This window comes from Cecembia rubra (assembly GCF_003014575.1).
Lineage (GTDB): Bacteria > Bacteroidota > Bacteroidia > Cytophagales > Cyclobacteriaceae > Cecembia_A > Cecembia_A rubra.
On sequence record NZ_PYGF01000018.1, the window covers coordinates 35,474 to 56,872 of the forward strand.

Annotated in this window: 23 protein-coding genes and 1 pseudogene; 11 read left to right on the forward strand and 13 right to left on the reverse strand. The window is 39.9% G+C overall.

The genetic code is table 11. From position 1 onward, the window contains the following. The first annotated feature begins 23 nt into the window (after window positions 1-23). Window positions 24-389 carry a hypothetical protein gene (locus CLV48_RS19630; RefSeq protein WP_106569004.1) on the forward strand — a complete coding sequence of 122 codons (366 nt, stop codon included), beginning with the start codon at window positions 24-26 and terminating at the stop codon, window positions 387-389. A 78-nt stretch (window positions 390-467) separates the two neighbouring features. Then, complete coding sequence (locus tag CLV48_RS19635; RefSeq protein WP_106569005.1) at window positions 468-2,006, forward strand: YifB family Mg chelatase-like AAA ATPase; 1,539 nt, start codon at window positions 468-470, stop codon at window positions 2,004-2,006. Between the two features lie 227 nt (window positions 2,007-2,233). On the opposite strand, the gene CLV48_RS19645 is transcribed toward CLV48_RS19635, so the two are convergent. Together CLV48_RS19645 and CLV48_RS19650 are read right to left on the reverse strand one after the other, a co-directional pair. Continuing rightward, on the reverse strand, window positions 2,234-3,337 hold the full coding sequence (locus CLV48_RS19645) for a trans-sulfuration enzyme family protein (protein WP_106569007.1): 1,104 nt from the start codon (window positions 3,335-3,337) through the stop codon (window positions 2,234-2,236). A gap of 77 nt (window positions 3,338-3,414) precedes the next feature. After that, a complete protein-coding gene (locus CLV48_RS19650) occupies window positions 3,415-3,894 on the reverse strand; it encodes a DUF4293 domain-containing protein (RefSeq protein ID WP_106569008.1) in 480 nt (159 codons plus the stop codon). A gap of 106 nt (window positions 3,895-4,000) precedes the next feature. On the opposite strand from CLV48_RS19650, the gene truA reads away from it, so the two are divergent. From truA to CLV48_RS19685, 7 genes are all read left to right on the forward strand, one after another. After that, complete coding sequence (truA, locus tag CLV48_RS19655; protein WP_106569009.1) at window positions 4,001-4,753, forward strand: tRNA pseudouridine(38-40) synthase TruA; 753 nt, start codon at window positions 4,001-4,003, stop codon at window positions 4,751-4,753. A gap of 12 nt (window positions 4,754-4,765) precedes the next feature. Continuing rightward, window positions 4,766-6,538: an ABC transporter ATP-binding protein gene (locus CLV48_RS19660; RefSeq protein ID WP_106569010.1), complete on the forward strand. Its 1,773-nt coding sequence runs from the start codon at window positions 4,766-4,768 to the stop codon at window positions 6,536-6,538. Window positions 6,539-6,639: 101 nt separating this feature from the next. Continuing rightward, window positions 6,640-7,224: a hypothetical protein gene (locus CLV48_RS19665; protein ID WP_106569011.1), complete on the forward strand. Its 585-nt coding sequence runs from the start codon at window positions 6,640-6,642 to the stop codon at window positions 7,222-7,224. 3 nt (window positions 7,225-7,227) lie between these two features. Beyond that, complete coding sequence (locus tag CLV48_RS19670; protein WP_106569012.1) at window positions 7,228-7,755, forward strand: GyrI-like domain-containing protein; 528 nt, start codon at window positions 7,228-7,230, stop codon at window positions 7,753-7,755. Window positions 7,756-7,860: 105 nt separating this feature from the next. Beyond that, window positions 7,861-8,388 (forward strand): hypothetical protein, encoded by a 528-nt coding sequence (locus tag CLV48_RS19675; protein ID WP_106569013.1) that lies wholly within the window; start codon window positions 7,861-7,863, stop codon window positions 8,386-8,388. Between the two features lie 116 nt (window positions 8,389-8,504). Next, a complete protein-coding gene (hemE, locus tag CLV48_RS19680) occupies window positions 8,505-9,530 on the forward strand; it encodes a uroporphyrinogen decarboxylase (protein ID WP_106569014.1) in 1,026 nt (341 codons plus the stop codon). 250 nt (window positions 9,531-9,780) lie between these two features. Continuing rightward, the gene (locus CLV48_RS19685; RefSeq protein WP_245889621.1) at window positions 9,781-10,518 is read left to right on the forward strand and encodes a DUF6733 family protein; all 738 of its coding nucleotides are present in this window, start codon (window positions 9,781-9,783) and stop codon (window positions 10,516-10,518) included. A 44-nt stretch (window positions 10,519-10,562) separates the two neighbouring features. Here CLV48_RS19685 and CLV48_RS19690 read toward each other — a convergent pair whose 3' ends face one another. After that, window positions 10,563-11,357, reverse strand: a complete 795-nt coding sequence (locus CLV48_RS19690) for an MOSC domain-containing protein (RefSeq protein WP_106569015.1) — start codon at window positions 11,355-11,357, stop codon at window positions 10,563-10,565. 548 nt (window positions 11,358-11,905) lie between these two features. Here CLV48_RS19690 and dnaK point away from each other — a divergent pair. Together dnaK and CLV48_RS19705 are read left to right on the forward strand one after the other, a co-directional pair. Continuing rightward, on the forward strand, window positions 11,906-13,819 hold the full coding sequence (gene dnaK / locus CLV48_RS19700) for a molecular chaperone DnaK (protein WP_106569017.1): 1,914 nt from the start codon (window positions 11,906-11,908) through the stop codon (window positions 13,817-13,819). A 399-nt stretch (window positions 13,820-14,218) separates the two neighbouring features. Continuing rightward, entirely contained in the window at window positions 14,219-14,593 is a 375-nt protein-coding gene (locus CLV48_RS19705; RefSeq protein WP_106569018.1) for a co-chaperone GroES, read from the forward strand. Between the two features lie 76 nt (window positions 14,594-14,669). Here CLV48_RS19705 and CLV48_RS19710 read toward each other — a convergent pair whose 3' ends face one another. The 10 genes and pseudogenes from CLV48_RS19710 to CLV48_RS19755 all read right to left on the reverse strand — a co-directional run bounded on the left by CLV48_RS19710 (window position 14,670) and on the right by CLV48_RS19755 (window position 21,143). After that, window positions 14,670-15,815, reverse strand: coding sequence for a DUF4221 family protein (locus tag CLV48_RS19710; RefSeq protein ID WP_106569019.1), 1,146 nt, complete (start codon window positions 15,813-15,815; stop codon window positions 14,670-14,672). 418 nt (window positions 15,816-16,233) lie between these two features. After that, a pseudogene (locus tag CLV48_RS19715) lies at window positions 16,234-16,377 on the reverse strand (porphobilinogen synthase); the annotation flags it as partial. A gap of 144 nt (window positions 16,378-16,521) precedes the next feature. Further along, window positions 16,522-16,887 (reverse strand): hypothetical protein, encoded by a 366-nt coding sequence (locus tag CLV48_RS19720; protein WP_106569020.1) that lies wholly within the window; start codon window positions 16,885-16,887, stop codon window positions 16,522-16,524. A 42-nt stretch (window positions 16,888-16,929) separates the two neighbouring features. Then, window positions 16,930-17,187 (reverse strand): hypothetical protein, encoded by a 258-nt coding sequence (locus CLV48_RS19725; RefSeq protein WP_106569021.1) that lies wholly within the window; start codon window positions 17,185-17,187, stop codon window positions 16,930-16,932. Window positions 17,188-17,419: 232 nt separating this feature from the next. Next, entirely contained in the window at window positions 17,420-18,031 is a 612-nt protein-coding gene (locus CLV48_RS19730; protein WP_106569022.1) for a hypothetical protein, read from the reverse strand. A 1-nt stretch (window position 18,032) separates the two neighbouring features. Further along, window positions 18,033-18,308 (reverse strand): hypothetical protein, encoded by a 276-nt coding sequence (locus CLV48_RS19735; RefSeq protein WP_106569023.1) that lies wholly within the window; start codon window positions 18,306-18,308, stop codon window positions 18,033-18,035. A gap of 10 nt (window positions 18,309-18,318) precedes the next feature. Beyond that, window positions 18,319-18,489 (reverse strand): hypothetical protein, encoded by a 171-nt coding sequence (locus CLV48_RS20625; RefSeq protein ID WP_170069062.1) that lies wholly within the window; start codon window positions 18,487-18,489, stop codon window positions 18,319-18,321. Between the two features lie 616 nt (window positions 18,490-19,105). Beyond that, window positions 19,106-19,714, reverse strand: a complete 609-nt coding sequence (locus CLV48_RS19745; protein ID WP_106569025.1) for a hypothetical protein — start codon at window positions 19,712-19,714, stop codon at window positions 19,106-19,108. Window positions 19,715-19,725: 11 nt separating this feature from the next. Continuing rightward, window positions 19,726-20,763: a hypothetical protein gene (locus CLV48_RS19750; RefSeq protein ID WP_146140128.1), complete on the reverse strand. Its 1,038-nt coding sequence runs from the start codon at window positions 20,761-20,763 to the stop codon at window positions 19,726-19,728. A 20-nt stretch (window positions 20,764-20,783) separates the two neighbouring features. Continuing rightward, window positions 20,784-21,143, reverse strand: coding sequence for a hypothetical protein (locus CLV48_RS19755; RefSeq protein WP_106569027.1), 360 nt, complete (start codon window positions 21,141-21,143; stop codon window positions 20,784-20,786). Between the last annotated feature and the right edge of the window lie 256 nt (window positions 21,144-21,399).

The window sequence follows — 21,399 nt, forward strand, 5'->3', positions numbered from 1 at the left end:
CACATCAATTAGCATCACCTGCCATGAAACAAGTCAATAAAATCGCCCATTTAGTCGTTTTGTTATATTTCGCCCTGAGCCTAGTGATATTTTTATCATTTGATAGTATCAAAGGATTGATGGGAATTGAGGACCTGAGCAGTTCATTGGTGATCAATATATTATTGGTTGGACTTATTCTTTTCCTTATCTCTTGGGCGACCAGCACATCAATTTCTAAAGGACTTACGCGTGATTTGGAGAAGAAAGATATTGAAAAAAATGAGTTAAAAGCCAAGCTTTATGATTTGGAACAGGGTATCAAACTGAAAAATATGGAAAACAGGTTGAGGCAAAAAGAAGAAGAAAAAGAAAGTTCAGTCATTCGGCCTAGACAAAATTTCAAATAAAAAGACAAGTTAGTTGAAAAATCTCTATATTAGGAAACCGTTTTGGTTTCCTTTTTTGTTTTAAAAAATTAGCACATCATGGTAGCAAAAACTTTTGGAAGCGCGGTATCCGGGGTAGATGCCAAACTGATCACCATTGAAGTAAATGTGGGACAGGGTACAAATTTTTATATGGTAGGCCTTCCCGACAGTGCCGTAAAAGAAAGTCAGCAAAGGGTAGAATCAGCACTCAAGTACTCGGGATACCGGATGCCACGTCAAAAAGTAGTCATCAATCTCGCGCCGGCCGATATCCGTAAAGAAGGTTCTGCCTACGACCTTCCGATTGCTCTCGGTATACTGAAAGCCTCTGAACAGGTCAATTTCCCGGAATTGGAATCTTACGTTATCATGGGTGAATTATCCCTGGATGGTGAATTAAGACCTGTCAAGGGTGTTCTCCCCATTGCTATTGAAGCAAGGAAAAAGGGCTTTAAAGGATTTATCCTTCCCAAGGAGAATGCATCCGAGGCATCCATCGTCAATAACCTAGATATCATTGGTGTAGACAAATTACAGGAGGCCATAGATTTTTTGGAGGGGGAACTGAACATACCTCCAATTGTCACAGATACCCGAGATATTTTTTTCAACTCATTGGAAAATTATGAATTTGATTTTGCCGATGTCCAGGGACAGGAAAACATCAAAAGGGCAATGGAAATCGCTGCGGCTGGTGGTCATAATGTAATCATGATAGGACCTCCTGGAGCTGGAAAGACCATGCTCGCAAAAAGATTGCCATCCATTTTGCCTCCACTCAGTCTTCAGGAAGCTCTGGAAACTACCAAAATCCATTCTGTAGCAGGAAGATTGGGAAAAAATGCCTCTTTGATAGCACAAAGACCTTTCCGGTCGCCTCACCACACCATTTCGGATGTAGCCTTGGTGGGAGGTGGAGGAAATCCTCAGCCAGGGGAAATTTCACTTTCGCACAATGGAGTGTTGTTTTTGGACGAATTGCCGGAATTCAAAAGGACGGTACTGGAAGTAATGAGGCAACCTTTGGAGGAAAGAAAGGTAACAATTTCAAGAGCCAAAGTTTCTGTAGATTACCCAGCTAACTTTATGCTTATTGCCAGTATGAACCCCTGTCCATGTGGTTACTATAATCACCCCGAGAAGGAATGTGTCTGCGGTCCTGGAGTAGTTCAAAGATATCTGAATAAGGTCAGCGGTCCTCTCTTAGACAGAATAGATCTACATGTAGAGGTGACCCCAGTGAAATTTGACGAAATGACTTCCACCAGAAAATCAGAATCATCCAAATCCATAAGAGACAGGGTGGTTTTGGGAAGAGAAATTCAAATGGAAAGATTCAAAAACAATCCTGATATCTATTGTAATGCCATGATGCCTTCACACATGGTAAAGGAAATATGCAGCATCAATGATGCAGGAAAATTGCTTCTGAAGACTGCCATGGAAAGGTTAGGCTTATCTGCCAGGGCTTATGACCGTATCCTTAAAGTTTCCAGAACAATAGCTGATCTGGCGCAAGCACCTGACATCAAAGTAGAACATTTGGCCGAAGCAATTCAGTACAGGAGTTTGGATAGAGAAGGATGGGCAGGTTAATCACCTGAAAATTAAGGATATTGAAAAACTTCAAACGGCAAGAAAATAATACAATATTCGTTTCCAAAAGTGAAAAAAGATTGCTTTATTTGTTTTACGGAATTAGAACAGAAAAGCTGCTTTCTTCACCCAATTTGCTTTTTATTCAGTTGATTTCGCAAAAAAACAAAACCAAAAGAGGTTGCTTGAAGGCAACCTCTTTTAATTTTTGAAAAAATTGCAAAAAACTAATACTCCAGCGCTTCTTTGAAATCTTCTATCAAATCTTCCGGATTTTCTAAACCTACAGACACTCGCAACAAATTTGCTGGTGTCTTGGAATCAGGTCCCTCTACAGCCGCTCTCCTCTCTATTAAGCTTTCCACTCCGCCCAAACTTGTAGCATTTGTAAAGTATTTAAGTTTTGAAATTACCTCATCTGCTTTTTCAGGACCATCCTTGATTGTCAATGAAAGCACACCACTGAATCCTCTCATTTGGGAACTTGCAATTTCATGATTGGGATGGCTTATTAAACCAGGGTAAAACACTTCTTCAACGCGAGGATGACTGGTAAGAAATGCTGCAAGTTTCATGGCATTTTCATGGTGTCCTTTCATTCTGTAAGGTAAGGTTTTGATACTCCTGGCCAGCAGGTAGCAATCAAAAGGTGAAGGTACGGCTCCTCCAACATGTTGTACCAGCCTTATCTTTTCCCAAAATTCACTTTTTTCACGTGTGACCAAAGCACCTCCCAAAATATCGCTATGCCCTCCGAGAAATTTTGTGGTACTGTGCATCACCAAATCGGCGCCTAAATTCAAAGGGTTTTGAAACATAGGGGTCGCAAAGGTATTGTCACATACCAACAAAAGCCCATAGGTTTTGGCAATTTTAATCAAACTTCTTATATCTGAAATTTTCAATAAAGGATTGGAAGGGGTCTCTACCCAAATTAACTTAGTATTCTCCTTTACAGCAGCTTTTACTGCTCCAAGATCTGCCATATCCACAAAGCTGGTCTCATGGGTACCTTTGAATATTTCAAGCAATTGCTTTCTGATTCCATGATACATATCGTCTGGGGCAATGATATGGCTTCCAGCGGGCAATGCCTGATACACCGCCATAGATGCAGCATTACCTGAAGAGAATGCGGCAGCATCTGCACCATATTCCAATTGGGTCAAAACATGCTCCAAAGCCATTCTGTTGGGATTATTGGCCCTAGTATAAATCAAGGAACCCTCATGATGTTCAAAAGTAGTGGACAAAGTGACGGGCTGTATGACCGGCCTATTGCTATCTGTGATAATTGTCCCTGCATGTATGGCAATGGTTTCGATTTTCATGATGTCTTGATTTAAAATAATAAAGATAAAAAAAGCCGACAGCTGTTGCTGTCGGCTTGTGATATTTTTCTTTCCTGTTATCTGATCCGATCAACAGACCTTACGAGCATTTCATCCCTTCGGATAAATCTATTGGCCAAAAGGTTACAGACCATACCTGCAAAAATTGCCCAAAAGCCCAGAACAAAAGCCCCATTTACTGCTGGATTAAAAACCTCATTGGCAGAATGGCTCATCCATACAATCATCCCCACATTGATTACCATGACCAGGGAATTAATCATATTGATCAACATCTGTTTGCTTCTATTTTTATATTGGAAAATACTCACCAAAGCCAAAATGGCCGCAACTATAGCCAAGATACCTATGATCATTTTATTATCAGATTCTATGACTTCGCCACTGGCCACATCTTTGGTCACCAGGCTCCATGCATCTAAGGTCATCATTTGGGTCTGTCCTGGATTTACTTGATGCCATATTGGAAACATCATCACCAATACCATTGCGACAGCCACCAAAAAAAGAAAAACAGTCTGAATTCTTTGTATCATAACTTTTCTAAATTTTAACAAAGAAAAAGGGTTATTTCTGTAATCGCAAGGTTTGGATAAACGGAGATAATTTTTTGACTACGAATACTATCTTTGTGTCTGGAAAATGAAAACCAACAGATACTTTCTAGAATTGGGCTATAAAGGCACCCATTACCATGGTTGGCAGATCCAAAAAAATGCCCATACCGTACAGGCAGAATTGGAGAAAGCCATTTCCACCATCTTGGGTGTTAATACTGGAATTATGGGCAGCGGCCGGACAGACACAGGCGTTCATGCTTCCAGACAATTTGTCCATTTTGATACTACTGAGGACTTAAAAGAGGATGACTTCCTGAAAAAATTAAACGGAATACTCCCCAAAGACATAGCCGGATACAGCCTAAGAAAAGTGAAAGAGGAGGCTCATACCCGGTTCGATGCGATCTGGAGGAGTTATGTCTACAGGATAAGCCTTAGAAAAGACCCATTTGAACAAGAGTCAGCATGGCAACTTTATAAAAACCCGGATGTGCACTTAATGAACCAAGCTGCATCCCTCCTGCTTTCACATGAGGATTTTCAGTGTTTTTCAAAAGTAAAGACTGACGTCAATACCTTCCATTGTAAAATAAAGGAGGCCTATTGGGAACAAAATGGCCCGCTTTTGTTATTTCATATAACGGCCAACCGATTCTTAAGAGGAATGGTCCGGGCCATAGTGGGCACCCTGATTGAAGTGGGAACCTTCAAGATTACTGTCGAAGATTTTCAAAAAATTCTGGACAGCAAAAATAGAAATGAAGCCAAGGCAGCAGCACCTGCCCATGGTCTCTTTTTATGCGACATTACCTATCCTGACAACCTGTTTATTTAAACCTTAGGTCTTTTGAGCTTAGAAAAAGAAAACGTCCATAGTGGGGAAATCATAGATACCCAAGTGCTTAAAAAGCTCTACAAATTTGTAAAGCCTTATAGGGCACAGTTCTATTTTTTGGTTTTTCTCACAATAGCTTTGGCCATTTTGGCACCTACAAGGCCTTATTATATCCAAGTTGCCATAGATGATTACGTAGCGATCGGAGACGGAAAAGGCCTGGTCAAGATAATTTACCTCTTGATCTTTTTAATGGCCCTGCAGGCCATTGTACAATTTGCCCACACTTATCTATCCGGCTGGATAGGACAGGTCATTATAAAAGACATCCGTATCAAATTGTACAGGCATTTATTGAAAATGCGGCTGAAGTTTTTTGACAATACCCCTATAGGAAGATTGGTGACCCGAAACATTTCTGATATAGAAACCCTGGCAGATGTATTCAGCGAAGGGCTAGCCGCGATCATCGGAGACCTACTCCAACTGGTGACCATCTTAGCGGTCATGTTCTACATTGACTGGAAACTTACCCTGGTCAGTTTATGTACATTGCCACTGTTGATCATTTCTACTTACATTTTCAAAGAAAAAATCAAAGTGGCCTTTAACGAGGTACGTAATGCCGTTTCCAACCTGAATTCATTTTTGCAGGAACACATTACCGGAATGAACATCGTTCAGATTTTCAACCGGGAAAAAAGGGAACTGGAAAAATTCAAAGAAATCAACAAAGAACATCGTAAGGCCCATATCAAATCTGTACTTTACTATTCCATCTATTTCCCTGTAGCAGAAATCATTCAGGCAATAGGTATAGGTTTGGTGGTATGGTACGGTGCTACCGGAGTTTTTGATGCAGACATCAAGGTAGGGGTTCTGATTTCCTTTATCATGTACTTACAGCTCTTCTTCCGTCCGATCAGGATGATAGCTGACCGCTTCAATACCCTCCAATTAGGTGTAGTAAGCTCCTCAAGGATATTTAAACTCCTTGAAAGCGAGGAACAAATTCCCAATGAAGGCAATTTCAAACCTGAAAAGATCAAAGGAAACATTGCTGTAGAAAATGTCTGGTTTGCTTATAATGATGAGGAATGGGTGTTGAAAGACATCAATTTTGATGTCAAACACGGGGAAACAGTAGCCTTGGTCGGCGCTACAGGCGCAGGAAAATCTTCGATCATCAATCTGATTTCAAGATTTTATGAGATCAACAAAGGAAGCATCAAAATTGATGGTACAGATATCAGAGATTTTGAACTGGGAACTTTGAGAAAACATATTGGTGTGGTATTGCAGGATGTGTTTCTTTTCTCAGATACGATTTATTATAATATTACACTTGGCAATCCGGATATCAGCCGGGAAAAAGTAATGCAGGCTGCTAAACTTGTCGGAGCCAAAAAATTTATTGAAAAACTTCCCGGTGGATTAGATTATAATGTCAAAGAAAGAGGTGCAACACTTTCTGTAGGTCAGAGGCAATTGATTTCCTTTGTCAGGGCAATGGTTTATGATCCGGAAATCATCATCTTGGATGAGGCCACTTCTTCAGTAGATACAGAAACGGAAGAAATGATACAAAAGGCCATTGAGAAAATGATGAAGGGAAGGACCTCAATTGTCATCGCGCATAGGCTTTCGACCATTCAAAAAGCCCACAAAATCATCGTATTGCATCAAGGTGAGATTAAGGAAGTGGGTACCCACGAATCTCTTTTGGAAAGAGGAGGCTATTATGCCCAATTGCATCAGATGCAATTGAAATCCATGGCCATCTGACCTGGATTTTGGATTCAATTTTCCTATTTTCCTGTCAACTTAACACAACAGGCCCTATTTTTGCGCCGTTAATGGAGCAGATTTAAACTAAACCAAATACCGTGAAGAAAATTATTTTATTGATGGCATTTTACCTGCCATTCGCTGCCTGGGCACAGGAAGATGGTATAGGGATAAGGCTAGGAGAACCCTTGTCCATCACCATGAAAAAATTTGTAGATGACCACTTTGCAATTGAAGGAATGTTTGGAGGTGCCGGGGCCTTCAATGCCAGGTATTACCAAAGGTCATTCGAAAACAACCGTCCAAGCTCCAATTCATTTTATGCCGGTCACAGTACCCGAAGCATACTTTCTTTCAATTTAAGAGGGATTTACCATGAAGACATCACCGATTTTTTCGGTATAGATCTGGGTTATTTGTTAGGTTATGGAGGTTTGGGGGCCCAGTTAAGGAGCACACAAGTGGATTATTCCTATACAGACCCTCCTCGCAACCCTAATGCCTTATTTAGGGAGACCAGAACGAATCTGGACTTTGGCCCTGAAATTTTTGGAGGAGCAGAGTATTATTTTGATGACCTTCCTTTAAGTGTATTCATTGAAGCAGGCTTGTTTATGGAGCTATTGGACCGATTCGGACATTTGAGGTTCCAGGGCGGTGTTGGAGTCAGGTATATATTCTAAAAGATGAAAAAAACAGTTGCCGGAATCATTCTTTTGTTGCTCATAGCAGCAGGCTTATACTTTTTCAATGCCCTGGGAGGATTCAATGAAATAAAAATTTCAATAGAAGATCTGGGTGAGATTGAATTGGTAGGCATACATTATAGAGGCACACCTCAGGATGAATCCTTAGGGAATTCTTTTATGCTGATTGAGGGCTTGCAAAAAGAAAATTCAGGGTCCATTCTACACACGATATATTATGTGGAGCCTGCAGGAAAGTTGGATACCATGGAAGTTTTTGTGGGCATAGAGAAGAAATGGCTTGAGGATATATCCGGAAAAAAAATCCTGTCTTTAGATGGTCATGAAGCCATAGTAGCAGAAATTGAAGCCAACCGATTTGTTATGCCCGGACCTAATAAAGTCAAGTCAAAGATTGAAGAATTTGCAAAATCCAACAACATGCCGGTTCCAAACATCTACGTCGACCAAATACTTGGTCCTGAACACGTTAGGGTCATCGGGATTTATCAGACTGATGAAAAATAAATTTTGGTATAATTTTAGATTGATAAAATACATTGCAAAGATTATAAACAAATCCAAAACATTATTCGTCTGAATTACTGTGCTCACATTTTAAATATTCAACTTATGAAAAGATCACTCTTTATTCTACTGCTAGGGATAGTTGCCATTTTACAGGCATGCGAAGGCCCAATGGGACCTCCCGGACCTCCTGGACCTGAGGGAGCTCCAGGAATAATATTGGTTGGGGAAGCCTTTGAAGCAAATGTTGATTTTACTGCCCAAAACGGCTATTTAGTAAACTTTGATTTCACTCGGGCTATTGAACCTAGCGATGTGGTTTTGGTTTTCATCCGCTGGGAAACCTTCAACGGCAACCCGGTTTGGAGATTGCTTCCACAGACTGTTTTGTTCGAAGAAGGGGTGCTTATATACAATTATGATTTTACCAGAAATGATTTCTCTGTCTTTATGGAAACCACATTTGATCCTGCGATTTTGGATAATTCTTGGACTAGAAACCAAAGGATCAGAGCTGTAGTAGTACCTGCTGATTTTGCTTCTAGCAGAATTGATTTTACTGATTACGAGGCAGTGATGAAACTCATCGGCGCTACTGAAGAGGATGTGATCAAGATTCAGCCAAGGAACTGAAAGGACATTGACCCATAAATTGAAAACCCTCCCCCCAGAGGGTTTTTCTTTTTTCCCTTAATTTGAATTTTTAAGACTTATTCACAAAATAAAATTTCCTCAGCTATCTTTGCGCCATGCAATTGAAGAATGATTTATTATTGAGGGCGGCCAAAGGGGAAAAAGTGGAAAGAACACCCGTTTGGTTGATGCGCCAGGCCGGAAGGATACTTCCTGAATACAGAGCTGTTAGGGAATCCGTAAGCGGTTTTATCGAATTGGCTCAAACGCCTGAATTGGCCGCTGAAGTGACCATTCAGCCGGTAGACATCTTAGACGTAGATGCAGCCATCATTTTTTCCGACATCCTGGTCATCCCGGAAGCCATGGGTCTTCCCTACGAAATGGTAGAAAAAAGAGGACCTTGGTTCCCTGAAACAATCAAATCTGAAGCTGACCTTAAAAAAATCAGAATAGCTGACGGTGTAGATGATTTGAATTATGTCATTGATGCCATTAAGATCACCAAAAAAGCATTGAATGGACGGGTTCCCCTCATAGGTTTCGCCGGAGCGCCCTGGACTATTTTTGCCTATATGATAGAAGGTTCGGGAAGCAAAACTTTCTCTAAAGCTAGGGCAATGTTATATACCCAACAAAAGTTTTCGCACCGACTGCTCAAAATGATCACCGACAGCACCATCAATTACCTCAAGGCGCAGATTGCTGCCGGTGCAGACCTGATTCAAATATTTGATAGCTGGGCTGGAATCCTGCCCCCTGATCACTACCAGGAATTTTCCTTGAAATATATTTCACAAATCTGTGATGCCATTACAGAAGTTCCCAAAACAGTCTTTGCCAAAGGAGCATTCTTTGCCAGAAAAGAAATGGGGGCACTGAACTGCGAAACCATTGGTTTGGACTGGAACATGGGCATTGCCGAATCGCGTGAACTGATTGGTGATCTCAAAACTTTACAGGGTAACCTAGATCCCGCTGCCCTATATGGCAGTCCGAAAGAAGTAGAGGCTGCCACCAAGCGCATGATGGATCAGTTCAAGGGTTCCAGGCATATCGCCAATCTGGGACATGGGGTCTATCCTGACATAGATCCAGAAATGGTAAAAGTTTTTATAGAAACTGTAAAAAATTACCGATAGGTTATCCTAGATCATAAAAAAGGCCATTCTGCAAACAGGATGGCCTTTTTATTTTTTAATACGCATGGCTTTTGATTGAAATTTTGGCAACAAAACGGATATTTGGTTATTTTTTTAACCACAAAATTTGTTTTTCATTGCTTTATTGAAATTAATGATTAATTTAGAAACCGAATCTTAGCTTTTAATCATTTTTTTGATTAAAGCTGGTTAAAAATTAAACCTATTATTCACAAAACCTATTCAACCTATGAAAAACAAGTTTACCTTACTGCTTAAGAGCAGTTCACTGATAGCCCTATTTATTTTGGCTATTTCCTTCCAGACAGCAAATGCACAAGAAGAGGACAAATTCAGTTTCGATGTCAGCTTGAATTCAGATCAATTCTTCGGATTTTACCCCTTCTTTCAGGGCAATTACAAATTGAGTGACAACACCGCTTTTACCTTTTACGGCATCCTTTGGTCAGGCGGAACAGGTGGTGCCTGGGGCAACTGGACTGAGTTTGGGGTGGGTTTGAATTTTGATGTAGCTGACGGAGTCTCTGTCAACCCTCAAATCGGTATTCTTGGAGGTAACCTTCTTTCCTCAGGAACTTTTGGCTCTGGACGATTTGGAGATGGTGTAGTACCTAACCTTACAATAGGATTGGACAAAGCTAAAACTGAAGGTCAGATCTATGCAGGTTTTTATGCGCCATTGAGAAATGAAGCACCCCCTAGCGGAACGACACTTTCCTACTTACATTATTGGGCAAACTTCGGTTACAAAGCCTCTGATTTCTTTTCATTTGGGGGACATTTCGAACATCTAATCAATACCGGAGGATCTAATGTTTCTGCTTCGACTGACGTTTATCAATGGTTAGGCCCTTATGTCCAGTTTACCAAACCAGGAGGAGGACCCTATGCAAGATTCTCATTTGGGACAGATTTGGTAGAAGGGAATGATTCATTTTTTAAACTGACTACGGGTTTCAGTTTTTAATCAAATAGAGCCGGTTTTTCCGGCTCTTTTTTTTCTCATTAAACTCAAAGCGGTAATACATCATCCCCTACCTGAACTTGCTTGCCCTCCAACAATAGCATATTCTGTCCAAACATTACCTGATTTTGAAAAGTGCGGTAAGTGGACAGTGTCCGTAGGGGTTCTTTTCCTTTTTCACCGGTAAGCTGATCCACTGTGGTCATCACACAACGTGCGCATGGTTTGGTCACTTTAAAAATTGCCTCTCCGATTTTCACCTTTTTCCAGTTATCTTCCTCAAATGGTGCTCCGCCATTAAACACCAAATTGGGTCTAAATCGATCCATAGGTACAGAATCTGTCAATTTCATATTCAAATCATCCAAGGAACTTTGGCCAATTATCAAATAAGGCATTGCATCTGCAAAACTCACAGATTCCCCATGGACCGCATATTTGGGCTTCAGCTTTCTTCTTGTGCTTTCAGGCATCAAAACCAGACGACAATCCATACCCAATGACTCGCTGAACCAATCATTGATCTCTTTTTTGATTAACAGTCCTTTGACAGTGTCTTCCCAAATACTGACATCAATTAATCCATCAGTTTTGCAATCAAATGGGATTGTTAGCCTCATTTCAAGCTGATTTTTTTCAAAAACCTCCATTTTGTCAGAAAAAATCTCAACTTGAAGCAAGGCCATTTTAGAAAATGTTCTTTGGCTTAGAAAAGTGCCTTCATGATCAACCAACATCCACCTGCGGTCAAATTGAAAACCTCTTTCTTCCAAATTGGCAGTTTCTACCCTGATTCCACCCAAAGATTTGATGGGATAAATGTAAATATCCTGTAAATGCATGTATTACAATCTGAACCTTTTTAACTTATCCGGTAAGCTGTCGGTTCTAAAAATAGTCAAAATCTTAGAGAAAGGATTTTCTTGTTCCATTTTAAAAAACTCTATGGGATGGGTAAGGTGATAGGTTATAGACTTTAAAGTTAGCTGGGAAGAAAAATAAAAAGAACTCAAAGCACAGATTATCAGCACTGTGCCCCATCTTTTTCTTTCACTTTTCAACCTCTTATGAAATCCCCTTTTCATACTACCAAGATACATAAAGTTCTTTAGAGGTTGCATGAAAAATGTAAAAAAGGAAAATGACACAATTTCTGACAGGCCCTATGGAAAAAACAAACCAAGAAAAGGGAAATAATTGAAGATATGACTTTATAATCCTGACAAACTAATTTGTATTCAATGACAATTTTTGAATACAAAGAAGTTTTAGCTGACATAAAATCTGTCAAACTGACACAATTTTGGATTGAAATCTACTTGGCACAAGCCTTGTCCAATAGGATTTGTAACTGAATTTGTAATCAATAACAGAAATTAAATATACTAACATGGGAAAAATCATAGGTATTGACTTGGGTACCACTAACTCTTGTGTAGCCGTAATGGAAGGAAACGAGCCGGTGGTGATCCAAAACTCAGAGGGAAGAAGAACTACGCCATCCATCGTGGCTTTTTTGGACAATGGTAACGGAGAGAGAAAAGTAGGTGATCCTGCCAAGCGTCAGGCAATTACCAACCCAGCAAATACCATTTCTTCTGTAAAGAGATTTATGGGCAAAAAATTCTCTGAAGTTTCCGAAGAGAAAAAACATGCCTCTTACAAAGTTGAACAGGGAACAAATGATACTGTTGCGATAAAAATTGGAGACAGATCCTATACCCCTCAGGAACTTTCTGCGATGATCCTTCAGAAAATGAAGAGTACTGCGGAAGACTTCTTAGGTCAGACTGTTACTGAAGCTGTAATCACTGTACCAGCTTACTTCAACGATGCAGAGCGTCAAGCTACCAAAGAAGCAGGACAAATTGCAGGTCTTGAAGTTAAAAGAATCATCAACGAACCTACTGCAGCTGCCCTTGCCTACGGTATGGACAAGAAAAACAAGGACATGAAAATCGCCGTGTATGACCTTGGTGGTGGTACCTTCGATATTTCCATTCTTGAATTAGGAGATGGGGTGTTTGAAGTGAAATCAACCAACGGAGACGTACACCTTGGAGGTGATGACTTTGACCAAGTGATCATCAACTGGCTGGCCGATGAATTTATGGCGGAAGAGTCTATGGACTTGAGAAAAGATCCGATGGCCCTTCAGAGATTAAAAGAAGCTGCTGAAAAAGCTAAAATTGAATTGTCCAGCTCAGCTTCTACAGAAATCAACCTGCCTTATATTACGGCTACTCAGACCGGTCCTAAACACCTGGTAAGATCTTTAAGCAGGGCCAAGTTTGAGCAATTGTCTGAAAATCTAGTAAGAAGATCTATGGAGCCTTGCAAAAAAGCGCTTCAAGATGCCGGCATGAGCCCTTCAGACATCGATGAGGTGATTTTAGTAGGTGGTTCTACCAGAATCCCTAAAATACAGGAAGAAGTAGAGAAATTCTTCGGTAAGAAACCATCTAAAGGTGTAAACCCTGACGAGGTCGTAGCCATCGGTGCTGCCATTCAAGGTGGTGTTTTAACTGGTGAAGTGAAAGATGTCCTTCTTTTGGACGTAACGCCACTTTCCTTGGGTATTGAAACCATGGGTGGTGTATTTACTAAATTGATCGAAGCCAACACTACGATTCCTTCCAAAAAATCTGAAGTATTCTCCACCGCTGCTGACAACCAGCCAGCTGTTGATATCCATGTCTTACAAGGTGAAAGGCCTTTGGCAAAGGACAACAGGTCTATCGGAAGGTTCCAGTTGAGCGACATTCCACCTGCACCAAGGGGCGTTCCTCAAATTGAAGTGACCTTCGATATTGATGCCAACGGTATCCTGAATGTATCTGCTAAAGATAAAGGAACCGGTAAAGAGCAAAAAATCAAAATCGAAGCTTCTTCCGGACTTTCTCAGGACGATATCGAACGTATGAAACGCGAAGCTGAAGCCAATGCGGCTGCTGATAAAGCAGAAAAAGAAAAAATCGAGAAACTGAATCAGGCTGACAGTTTGATCTTCCAGACTGAAAAGCAATTGAAGGAGTATGGTGATAAATTGTCAGATGGCAATAAAGCGAATATCTCTTCTGCATTGGAAACTTTGAAGTCAGCACATCAAACCCAAAACCTGGCAGGTATTGACTCCGCCATGGAAGGCCTCAACAAGGCTTGGGAAGCAGCCTCTCAGGAAATCTACAATGCCACCCAAGGTGCTGGCCCTCAACCTGGACCTGATGCAGGTGCTGGTACGGGCAATGCCGGTGATGGTGTATCAGACGTAGATTATGAAGAAGTATCTGAAGACAAAAAATAATATCAACTGAACCAACAAAAGACGGCATCTGTATCTGATATGGATGCCTCTTTTTTTAGAAGCGAGAGTTTAGAGGCGAGAGACTAGACTTTCTTTTGGAGAAATTTTGAGGTATTGAGAATGAAATATGCTTGTGCGAAATAAATTGATATATGCCTTCGGCGATATATTAGGGGCGTATAGGGATGAATATTGTTCTTAAAATAAAATTGGGGGAAAAAGGAATGAAGGGCAAAATTGGTTTTTGATTCCTAAAAAAACCTTCTTTCAGAAGCGAAAAAGATCTATTTTCTTGCCCCTAAAAAAGGGAACAGATTCGTTTTGAAGTGGGCAATTCGAGTCTTACCTCTTGTCTCTTGCATCTTGGTTCTATCACAAGACAGCCTAATAAGTATACCTATGAAATTGACTCCCGACAATAAACTGAAAAAACTGATCATCGTGGGAGACCGCGTATTGATCAAATTGAGAAAGGCGGATGAAAGGACTTCTTCCGGACTGTATTTACCACCTGGCGTACAGGAAAAAGAAAAAGTACAGCAAGGATATATCATCAAAACAGGTCCAGGCTATCCCATTCCTGCTCCTGTAGAAGATAATGAACCTTGGAAAGACAGGGACGAAGCCATCAAATATATTCCATTGCAGGCCAAAGAAGGCGATCTAGCCATTTTCTTGTTGAACGGCTCCTACGAAGTGATCTATGAAGGAGAAAAGTATTATATCGTTCCACAGCATTCAATTTTGATGTTGGAGAGGGAAGAAGAACTCTAAGCGCTTATTTAGAATTCAAAAAGACCTATCAGGTTTTTGAAACCTGACAGGTCTTTTTATTTTTCATACCTGGCTTTTAGTTATCCAAAAATTCCAGAGAAAATTTCTGAAACCTAAAGTACTCTTCACTATTTTCCGGATTATCAGGGTGATTAAGAGAAATAAACAAACCTTCTTCATTGATAAAAAAATTGGAAGGCAAATAACTCCCCTTTTCAAAATAGCTCTCCCCTAAGATATTGAGGTCATTGTCAAGAACCATGATCACAAATGGCCCCGGTGCTGTTCTCAATCGAAGTACATCATTCTCTTCACTTACTTCAAGCGTAGGATAAGCAAACCTATAAAACACTTCACGGTAGGAGTCATAAACCAAACTTTCATACCTAGAAGAAGCTTGAAGGTATTGCTGGGTCTCAAATCTCCCCCCATCAAGCGGGAACAATTTCAAGTTTTTATCTAAAAAGGCACTTGCCGTTTCCATGGATGAGAGTTTTTCATCATAAGAACCAGCATAAAACAACCGGTGGTCACCAAAAAAAGAATAAACTATCTTATTCTTACTTCTGGCGATACTTGGCTCAAAATGCTTTAAGCCATTGGCCAGATAATCCTCCGGATAAGTATGGCTTAAAAACCTGGTTTCTCCAGTAGAAAGATTAATGGCATAAACCATATGCATTTGTTTTAAAGTAGCATTCTCAACTTCCCTGTAATTGCCTGCAAAATGTGTTTTTACGATCAATTCTCCTGACCTTAATTCTGGTGGTGAAAGAAAATAACCTGGATGAACAAAGGCAGATGAATAACCATCGGGTATTTGGTACCTGATCTTTTGACGAACAAAACCCGAAGTATCGGTTAGGTAAATAAATGGATCCATCTGACTGAAAAGGAAAATACTGTCCAAGTTGTACACATGAAATCCAAAGAGTTCTCCCACACCCTGATCCCCTTCCACCTCAAAATTTAGATTTTTGATTAGCTTTCTACTGGCAAAATCATAAATCTGGAGTTGGTTGTAAGCCCAATTGATGTTGAACAACAATCCTGAATAATAATCCATCCCCATGCTAACATTAGGCGTCTGATCATCAAGCTGAAATTCTATAATTGCCCCATCGGCCTGAAGCATGGCTTTTGTGTTTTTTCGATCATATTGACCGCAGGATATTAAAACTAAAGGAAGTAGGAAATTCAATAGATAAGAGGTGTTTTTCATGGAAAATTAGCTTTAGATAAAAGAAACTTAGTATAGAAAAACTCAAGAAAATTACTTTTTATGACCGTCTGCTTTTAGCAAATATTCAATAAAAGAGAGGTTTGTTCCATTGTGGAAACAAACCCCAAATGAAACCTAATTATTTGGCTTTGGTCTTGTGCAATTATAATTAACACAATTTTCAAAACCTTGATAATCACATCATCAGGCTGGGTAAGTCGGCTCATAACTTGCCGCCTCTACAGGGCTGTTCAACATAACTATAGAAGCTACTACTAGTGCTGAAAACAATGCAATTTTTTTCATTTCGTTTAAAATTTTAAGTTAGAAATTGATTAATAGCCCGGCCAGACTCCTAGCAATTAAAAAAAAAATGAGATATCAAATAGTTACCTGTTTAATTTTTACGTTGCCGCAACTATCTATTAATTTTTAAAAGCCCAAACTCTTTCGCAAAGTAACTTAAAATCACATTAGCCCCGGCGCACTTGATACTGAGGAGACTTTCCAGCATGGCCCTTTCTCCATCTATCGAACCACGTTCAGCTGAAGGTTTAATGATTAAATTTATTTTTCTTTTTGTGCTTTTTATTTGTCTAGCTTCTAAACCTTGATGTCAATCTAACCTAGGACAGTACTTCTAAAACCTCCCTCTGAATACCTAAAACGACCTGCATATAATTTTGAGACCAAATTCAGAGAAGAATTAGTACATTATTAAACCGAATGTTACTACTTCATTCCACCCCTGGTCGGTTCTTTTATAGATTGAAATAGCATTACTTCCTGAACCTATACCCCAATGATAGGAAACATACGACCTGTATAGGAAACAAAATCGATCTGCTTCGCCAAAAAATACTGGTTTTGAGATTTCATAGAATTCCAAAAACCGTAACTTATCTTCCTTGAGGCTATCCGTTTGTGACAAGAGAGCCTGATGAATATACTTCCGGTCCAAAAGCTGTATGCCGCTGGATAAATAGCTTTTTTGGAATGTGTACTTTTCAAAAGACTCTTGTAAAACCTTTTGAAACTCATCTCCTCCACTAAACACATCGAGTACAGACATATTCTTCACCCTGGTAGAATACCTATTGGAATTCTGCTGAAATTAATGCCAATGGTACAAATTTCGCATTCCAATCATGCTTGATTCAGGCAACTTACCTCTCCAATCAAACACAGCTTCCTCAACCAAAAAGAATATCGTATCTCTTTCAATTAATGGAAGATAAAGAAAATTGATAAATTCGTGTATTTGTGTGGTGTCTTCTCTCGACCCTTCTAATCCAGTCTCAGTATCATCTTTGGTAGTTTTACCACAGGAAATCAAAAGGCTGACAAGGAATAAGTAACTAAAAACCCTCATAAATATTAACATGCTTTTTTGCCTTAAGGAGTGGTCCCTTGATATGTGGTCATCAAAAAATCTTCAATACTTAATTGTTTGATGCAAGAAACTCCTTCTCTCAATGTCTTTTTTTAACAATCTAAATAAAATGGCTTGAACAAACAAACGATTTAGTTGTTCCAGATTTCACTTCTGATATATTCAAGCCTCAAGGCAACTTTGAGGCTTGAATAGCTGTAGATAGCTCCTATCAAACCAGATAGAAGTTCTGCCCAGCAATCGGTTTCCATGTACCATCTATTTTTTCATAAATAGTCAAAACTGGCCCAACACAAAGGATTGGAAAACAAACCGATTGCCTGTATATTATTGCGTACCTATAGTTTTTGGTGAAAATGGGTTTTGATAATTTTTCATAATACCTAAACTTGTCCATTTCCTCGGTAATATATATTGGGCCACCTCTCTTTACATTTTCTTCTAAGGAAGCAATCATTTTGTCAATCCTTTCCTTAGCTACAAGACTAATCTGCGGATGTAGCTGAGTAGGCAAAAACTTATAGGTTTTACCAATTTCATTGCATATAAGCTCGACATCTTTTTCGGTGTATATGGTTGATACTTCTATTTTATTAAATGAGTTGCTCCCCATAAAATCTTCTAACCATTCAAAGTCACATTGTGAACCCTCCAGGTATCCTTCCCAATCCAATACGGCATCTTGTATAAGATAGACGGAATCGCCTCTTACAACATCCCTTTCGAAAATAGCCCCAAGTAAGGACGCAATCTCTTCCTGCTCCTTAGTTTGACAGGACGCACATCCAATAACTACAATGAGTACTTTTATTAATGTTTTCATATCAATCACATGCTTTCAAAGCCTTAGGTGCCGTTACAATATTAGTATAACCACCATTGGAATTGTTTACAGCTCTAACGACTGACTCACCCTTAATCTCCGCATTAATTCTATCTTTTATCCTGTTTTGTTCAGCTATAGTTTTGGAGTTTTTGAAAACATCAGTTTCAGTCAGACCACCCCAGACCATGTCCTTGAAAAACTGATCCCCAAGGGTATTTACGTTATAACCCACACTCGAAGCATAGTTTCTCAGTTCGGTGGCGATATTCCCCAATGATTCTAATCTATACCAACATAAGCGTAATTGTAAAATAGTGTGTCCAATCGCCGTCATCCTTCTTGTAGACAGAGAAATGGGGACCTTCTCTCGAGATGTACAAGAACGCATACCTGTATCCTTGCAAGAAGACCGGTTTGGAAATCGCCTTGTACTTCATGTATTTTCTCAGTTCCATATCTAGTTCGACTATTTCCGGTTCGCCGAGATGTTTGTAAAACGCCTCCACAATACTGTCATACCGACTCCTATCCGGAGAGACATGTATCCCCTCCGGAAACATCTCCTTACGGAACCTGTAGGGTTCTCTCCCCTCCCTGTAAATCTTTTCGACAACCTCCAGTGTAAAAATATCTTTAGTCGACACTTTATGGTGAAAATCGCTTTACAGGCTCAGGATTCCTTCGGCCGAACAAGAATCAAGCCAAGGAACTTCCCAGTTAGTTTCTGCATCCTCAAACAAAATGACTTTGCGACCAGCGCCAACTCCTTTTGGAACACGGCGGTCATCAAGGCTTTGATCTCCCTCTCTTCCCTCGTTGTGCAGCCCAGGCATGTCAAGGTAACTATTCCAATGATGAAGATATAAGGTTTCATTTTATTCACAGGCTTTCTACCCTCTCGGAATTGCTCCATAGTAGTTTTTGTTATAGAGTTCGGGTTCTATTCAGTTGGTAATCCTACTTCAAGCCAGGGAATTCCTTACGGTATCATCATCTTTTCTATGAATAATACAATCTACTAACTCCCCCTCAATTAATGTAACTTTACGTCCATCATCAGCCCACTTTGGTTTATGTCATCATCAGCATCTGGGATAATATCAACTTCCATTCTCCATCATCGCATTTTTCAAAAAACAAAAGTGATGTACCGCCATCGATCATTGGAGCTGAGATGGTAAACCTTTCGTAATACACAAACGCATATTTGTAGCTTTGAAAAAACACTGGTCTTGAGAAACTATACCAAGCTATTCCCCCAATCTCTGGTGTCTGCCCATCAACTCTAAATTTTTCAAGTAACCCCTGGATATACTCATACGGAACAATCGATACATCTTCGGGAACATGTTTCTGGCTAAATCGGAAATCGACTACGCTTTCTCTGCATAACTTCTCGTAATCCGATTCGGATAAAAAGTCCGATTCGAAATTTTCTGACTTAAATAATCCCAGCTCCAATTTGTTGTTCATTATCAAATCCCCAAGGATACAGGAATCCAAACCCGCCCTCTCTATCCAGTCAGTCACGGCTTGATTTGAAACAAGTACTGTGTCGACAATGTGGTTCGCCTCTCCTGCCACCAAGGATTTCATTAAAAGCCTGGTCTCCTTCACCTCCCTGTCAGTGCATGAAAGCATTAAGAACAGAGAAAATACCATGAATATAAATCTTTTCATAAAACACAAATTCAATCGCATGCTGTAATACCAATTGGCGATGCACTGCTACTCCCATAGGTATGAGATCCGCCCGTCAATTCAGCTTTTACCCTGGCATTGATTCTATTTTGCTCAGAAATTGGTTTTGCTTTAAACAGGTTCGTTTCGTGAAGCCCTCCCCAGGCCATATCCTTGAAAAACTGATCTCCCAGGGTGTTTACGTTATATCCCGCACCCGCAGCGTAGTTTCTCAGCTCGGTGGCGATATCGTTCAGGAACTTTGTTTCGACATACAGGTTATGATGTGCGGGATTTAAATTATTCCCCCCGTATTTGCTGATATAGTTGTTTAGTAAGCAGTTCAGGTCACAATCTGACGGGTAGTTCTGTTCAAATATCAAATAAGCGTGCAGTGTCTCATGTAACATGGTCCTAGCAAACGAAAGGTCTGTTGCGTTTTGATTCACGGATTGGCTGATGGTGATGGTAGCCCATCCGTCTTGGATGTTTTTACTAGTACAAGCTGTTGCCCCTAGCGGACATGTACCGTATTGAAATTTCACATTATAATTTCCAGGTACTGGTTGATTTCTGTTAAATTTTTCAAATATTCTTTTGAATTCTTGCTGTGATGAACCTATCAATTTTTTAATAATATCTTTATGACAATCAGATAAAACTTCCATATCAATTTCCTCCTCCTCTTCGGTCTCTAATCCATTTCCACCTACTCCACCATTTTGTCCATCATCCAAGCAAGCGTCTTGGGTATTTCCTTCGCAACTTGATCCGCAAGTCGTATGACTGTACTCTTCACAGCCATTACTATATACCCAATACCAGTCTATGCAATTTTCAAAATTGAAATTTGAAATATCTGTGTTTGATTGGAGAAAACGGTCTAAGGATCGCTCAACTGACAATCCGTTTGCTTGAAGACCATCGACAAGACTAGAAGCAAAATCAGACCATAAATAGGTTACTTTGGGAGATTTTATGCCATTCAGAAAGCCCTCGATTAAAATATCTTCATTGATTAGCAGCAAGTTTTCCTCTTTGGTGGACATTTCTAAAACACCACCTCTAATCACTTGGCCGCTAGCATCAAATTAAATACTATTCTGCGTAGATATTCATGTGAATAGGTTGCCTGTACTTTTCTATGGGCAGCTACTATTAAAATCTGCTCATCAACTAGATACTTTGAACTTTCCCAATATGGATAAACTTCAAGTTCTGCCTGTATTCTTGCATACATGCTCCCTTGGGTTGTTTTTTCTTGATTATAGTAATCCTTTGACTTTGAAAGTGGGTCTGCCACCTCTAATTGTGCGGGAGTCTCAATTTCATTGAGCGTACAGGACCAAAATGAGATTAGCGCTAAAAAGATTAGACTAAATGATAGTAAATGTGTGTGTGGGGGGGAGGGGGTGTTTTTTAGTTTCATAGTGAAATTGGTTAGTTTCAAAGGAAAGGATTATAGTTGACAAAAAAAATACCCAACATTGGGTATTTTTGGGACTATGACAAAAACTGTGTAAGTTGGTTTCACTACTTACGAAGTTAAAGTTATACCTCGAAGTTCTCTGTGTGATTTAGAAGAAATCGCACGGGGAATTTGAGGAACCCGCGGTAGGCGAATACCCGATCTGTGTGCAGACAATTTCTTACCTTTAACACACAGATTGCAAAAATGAAAAAAG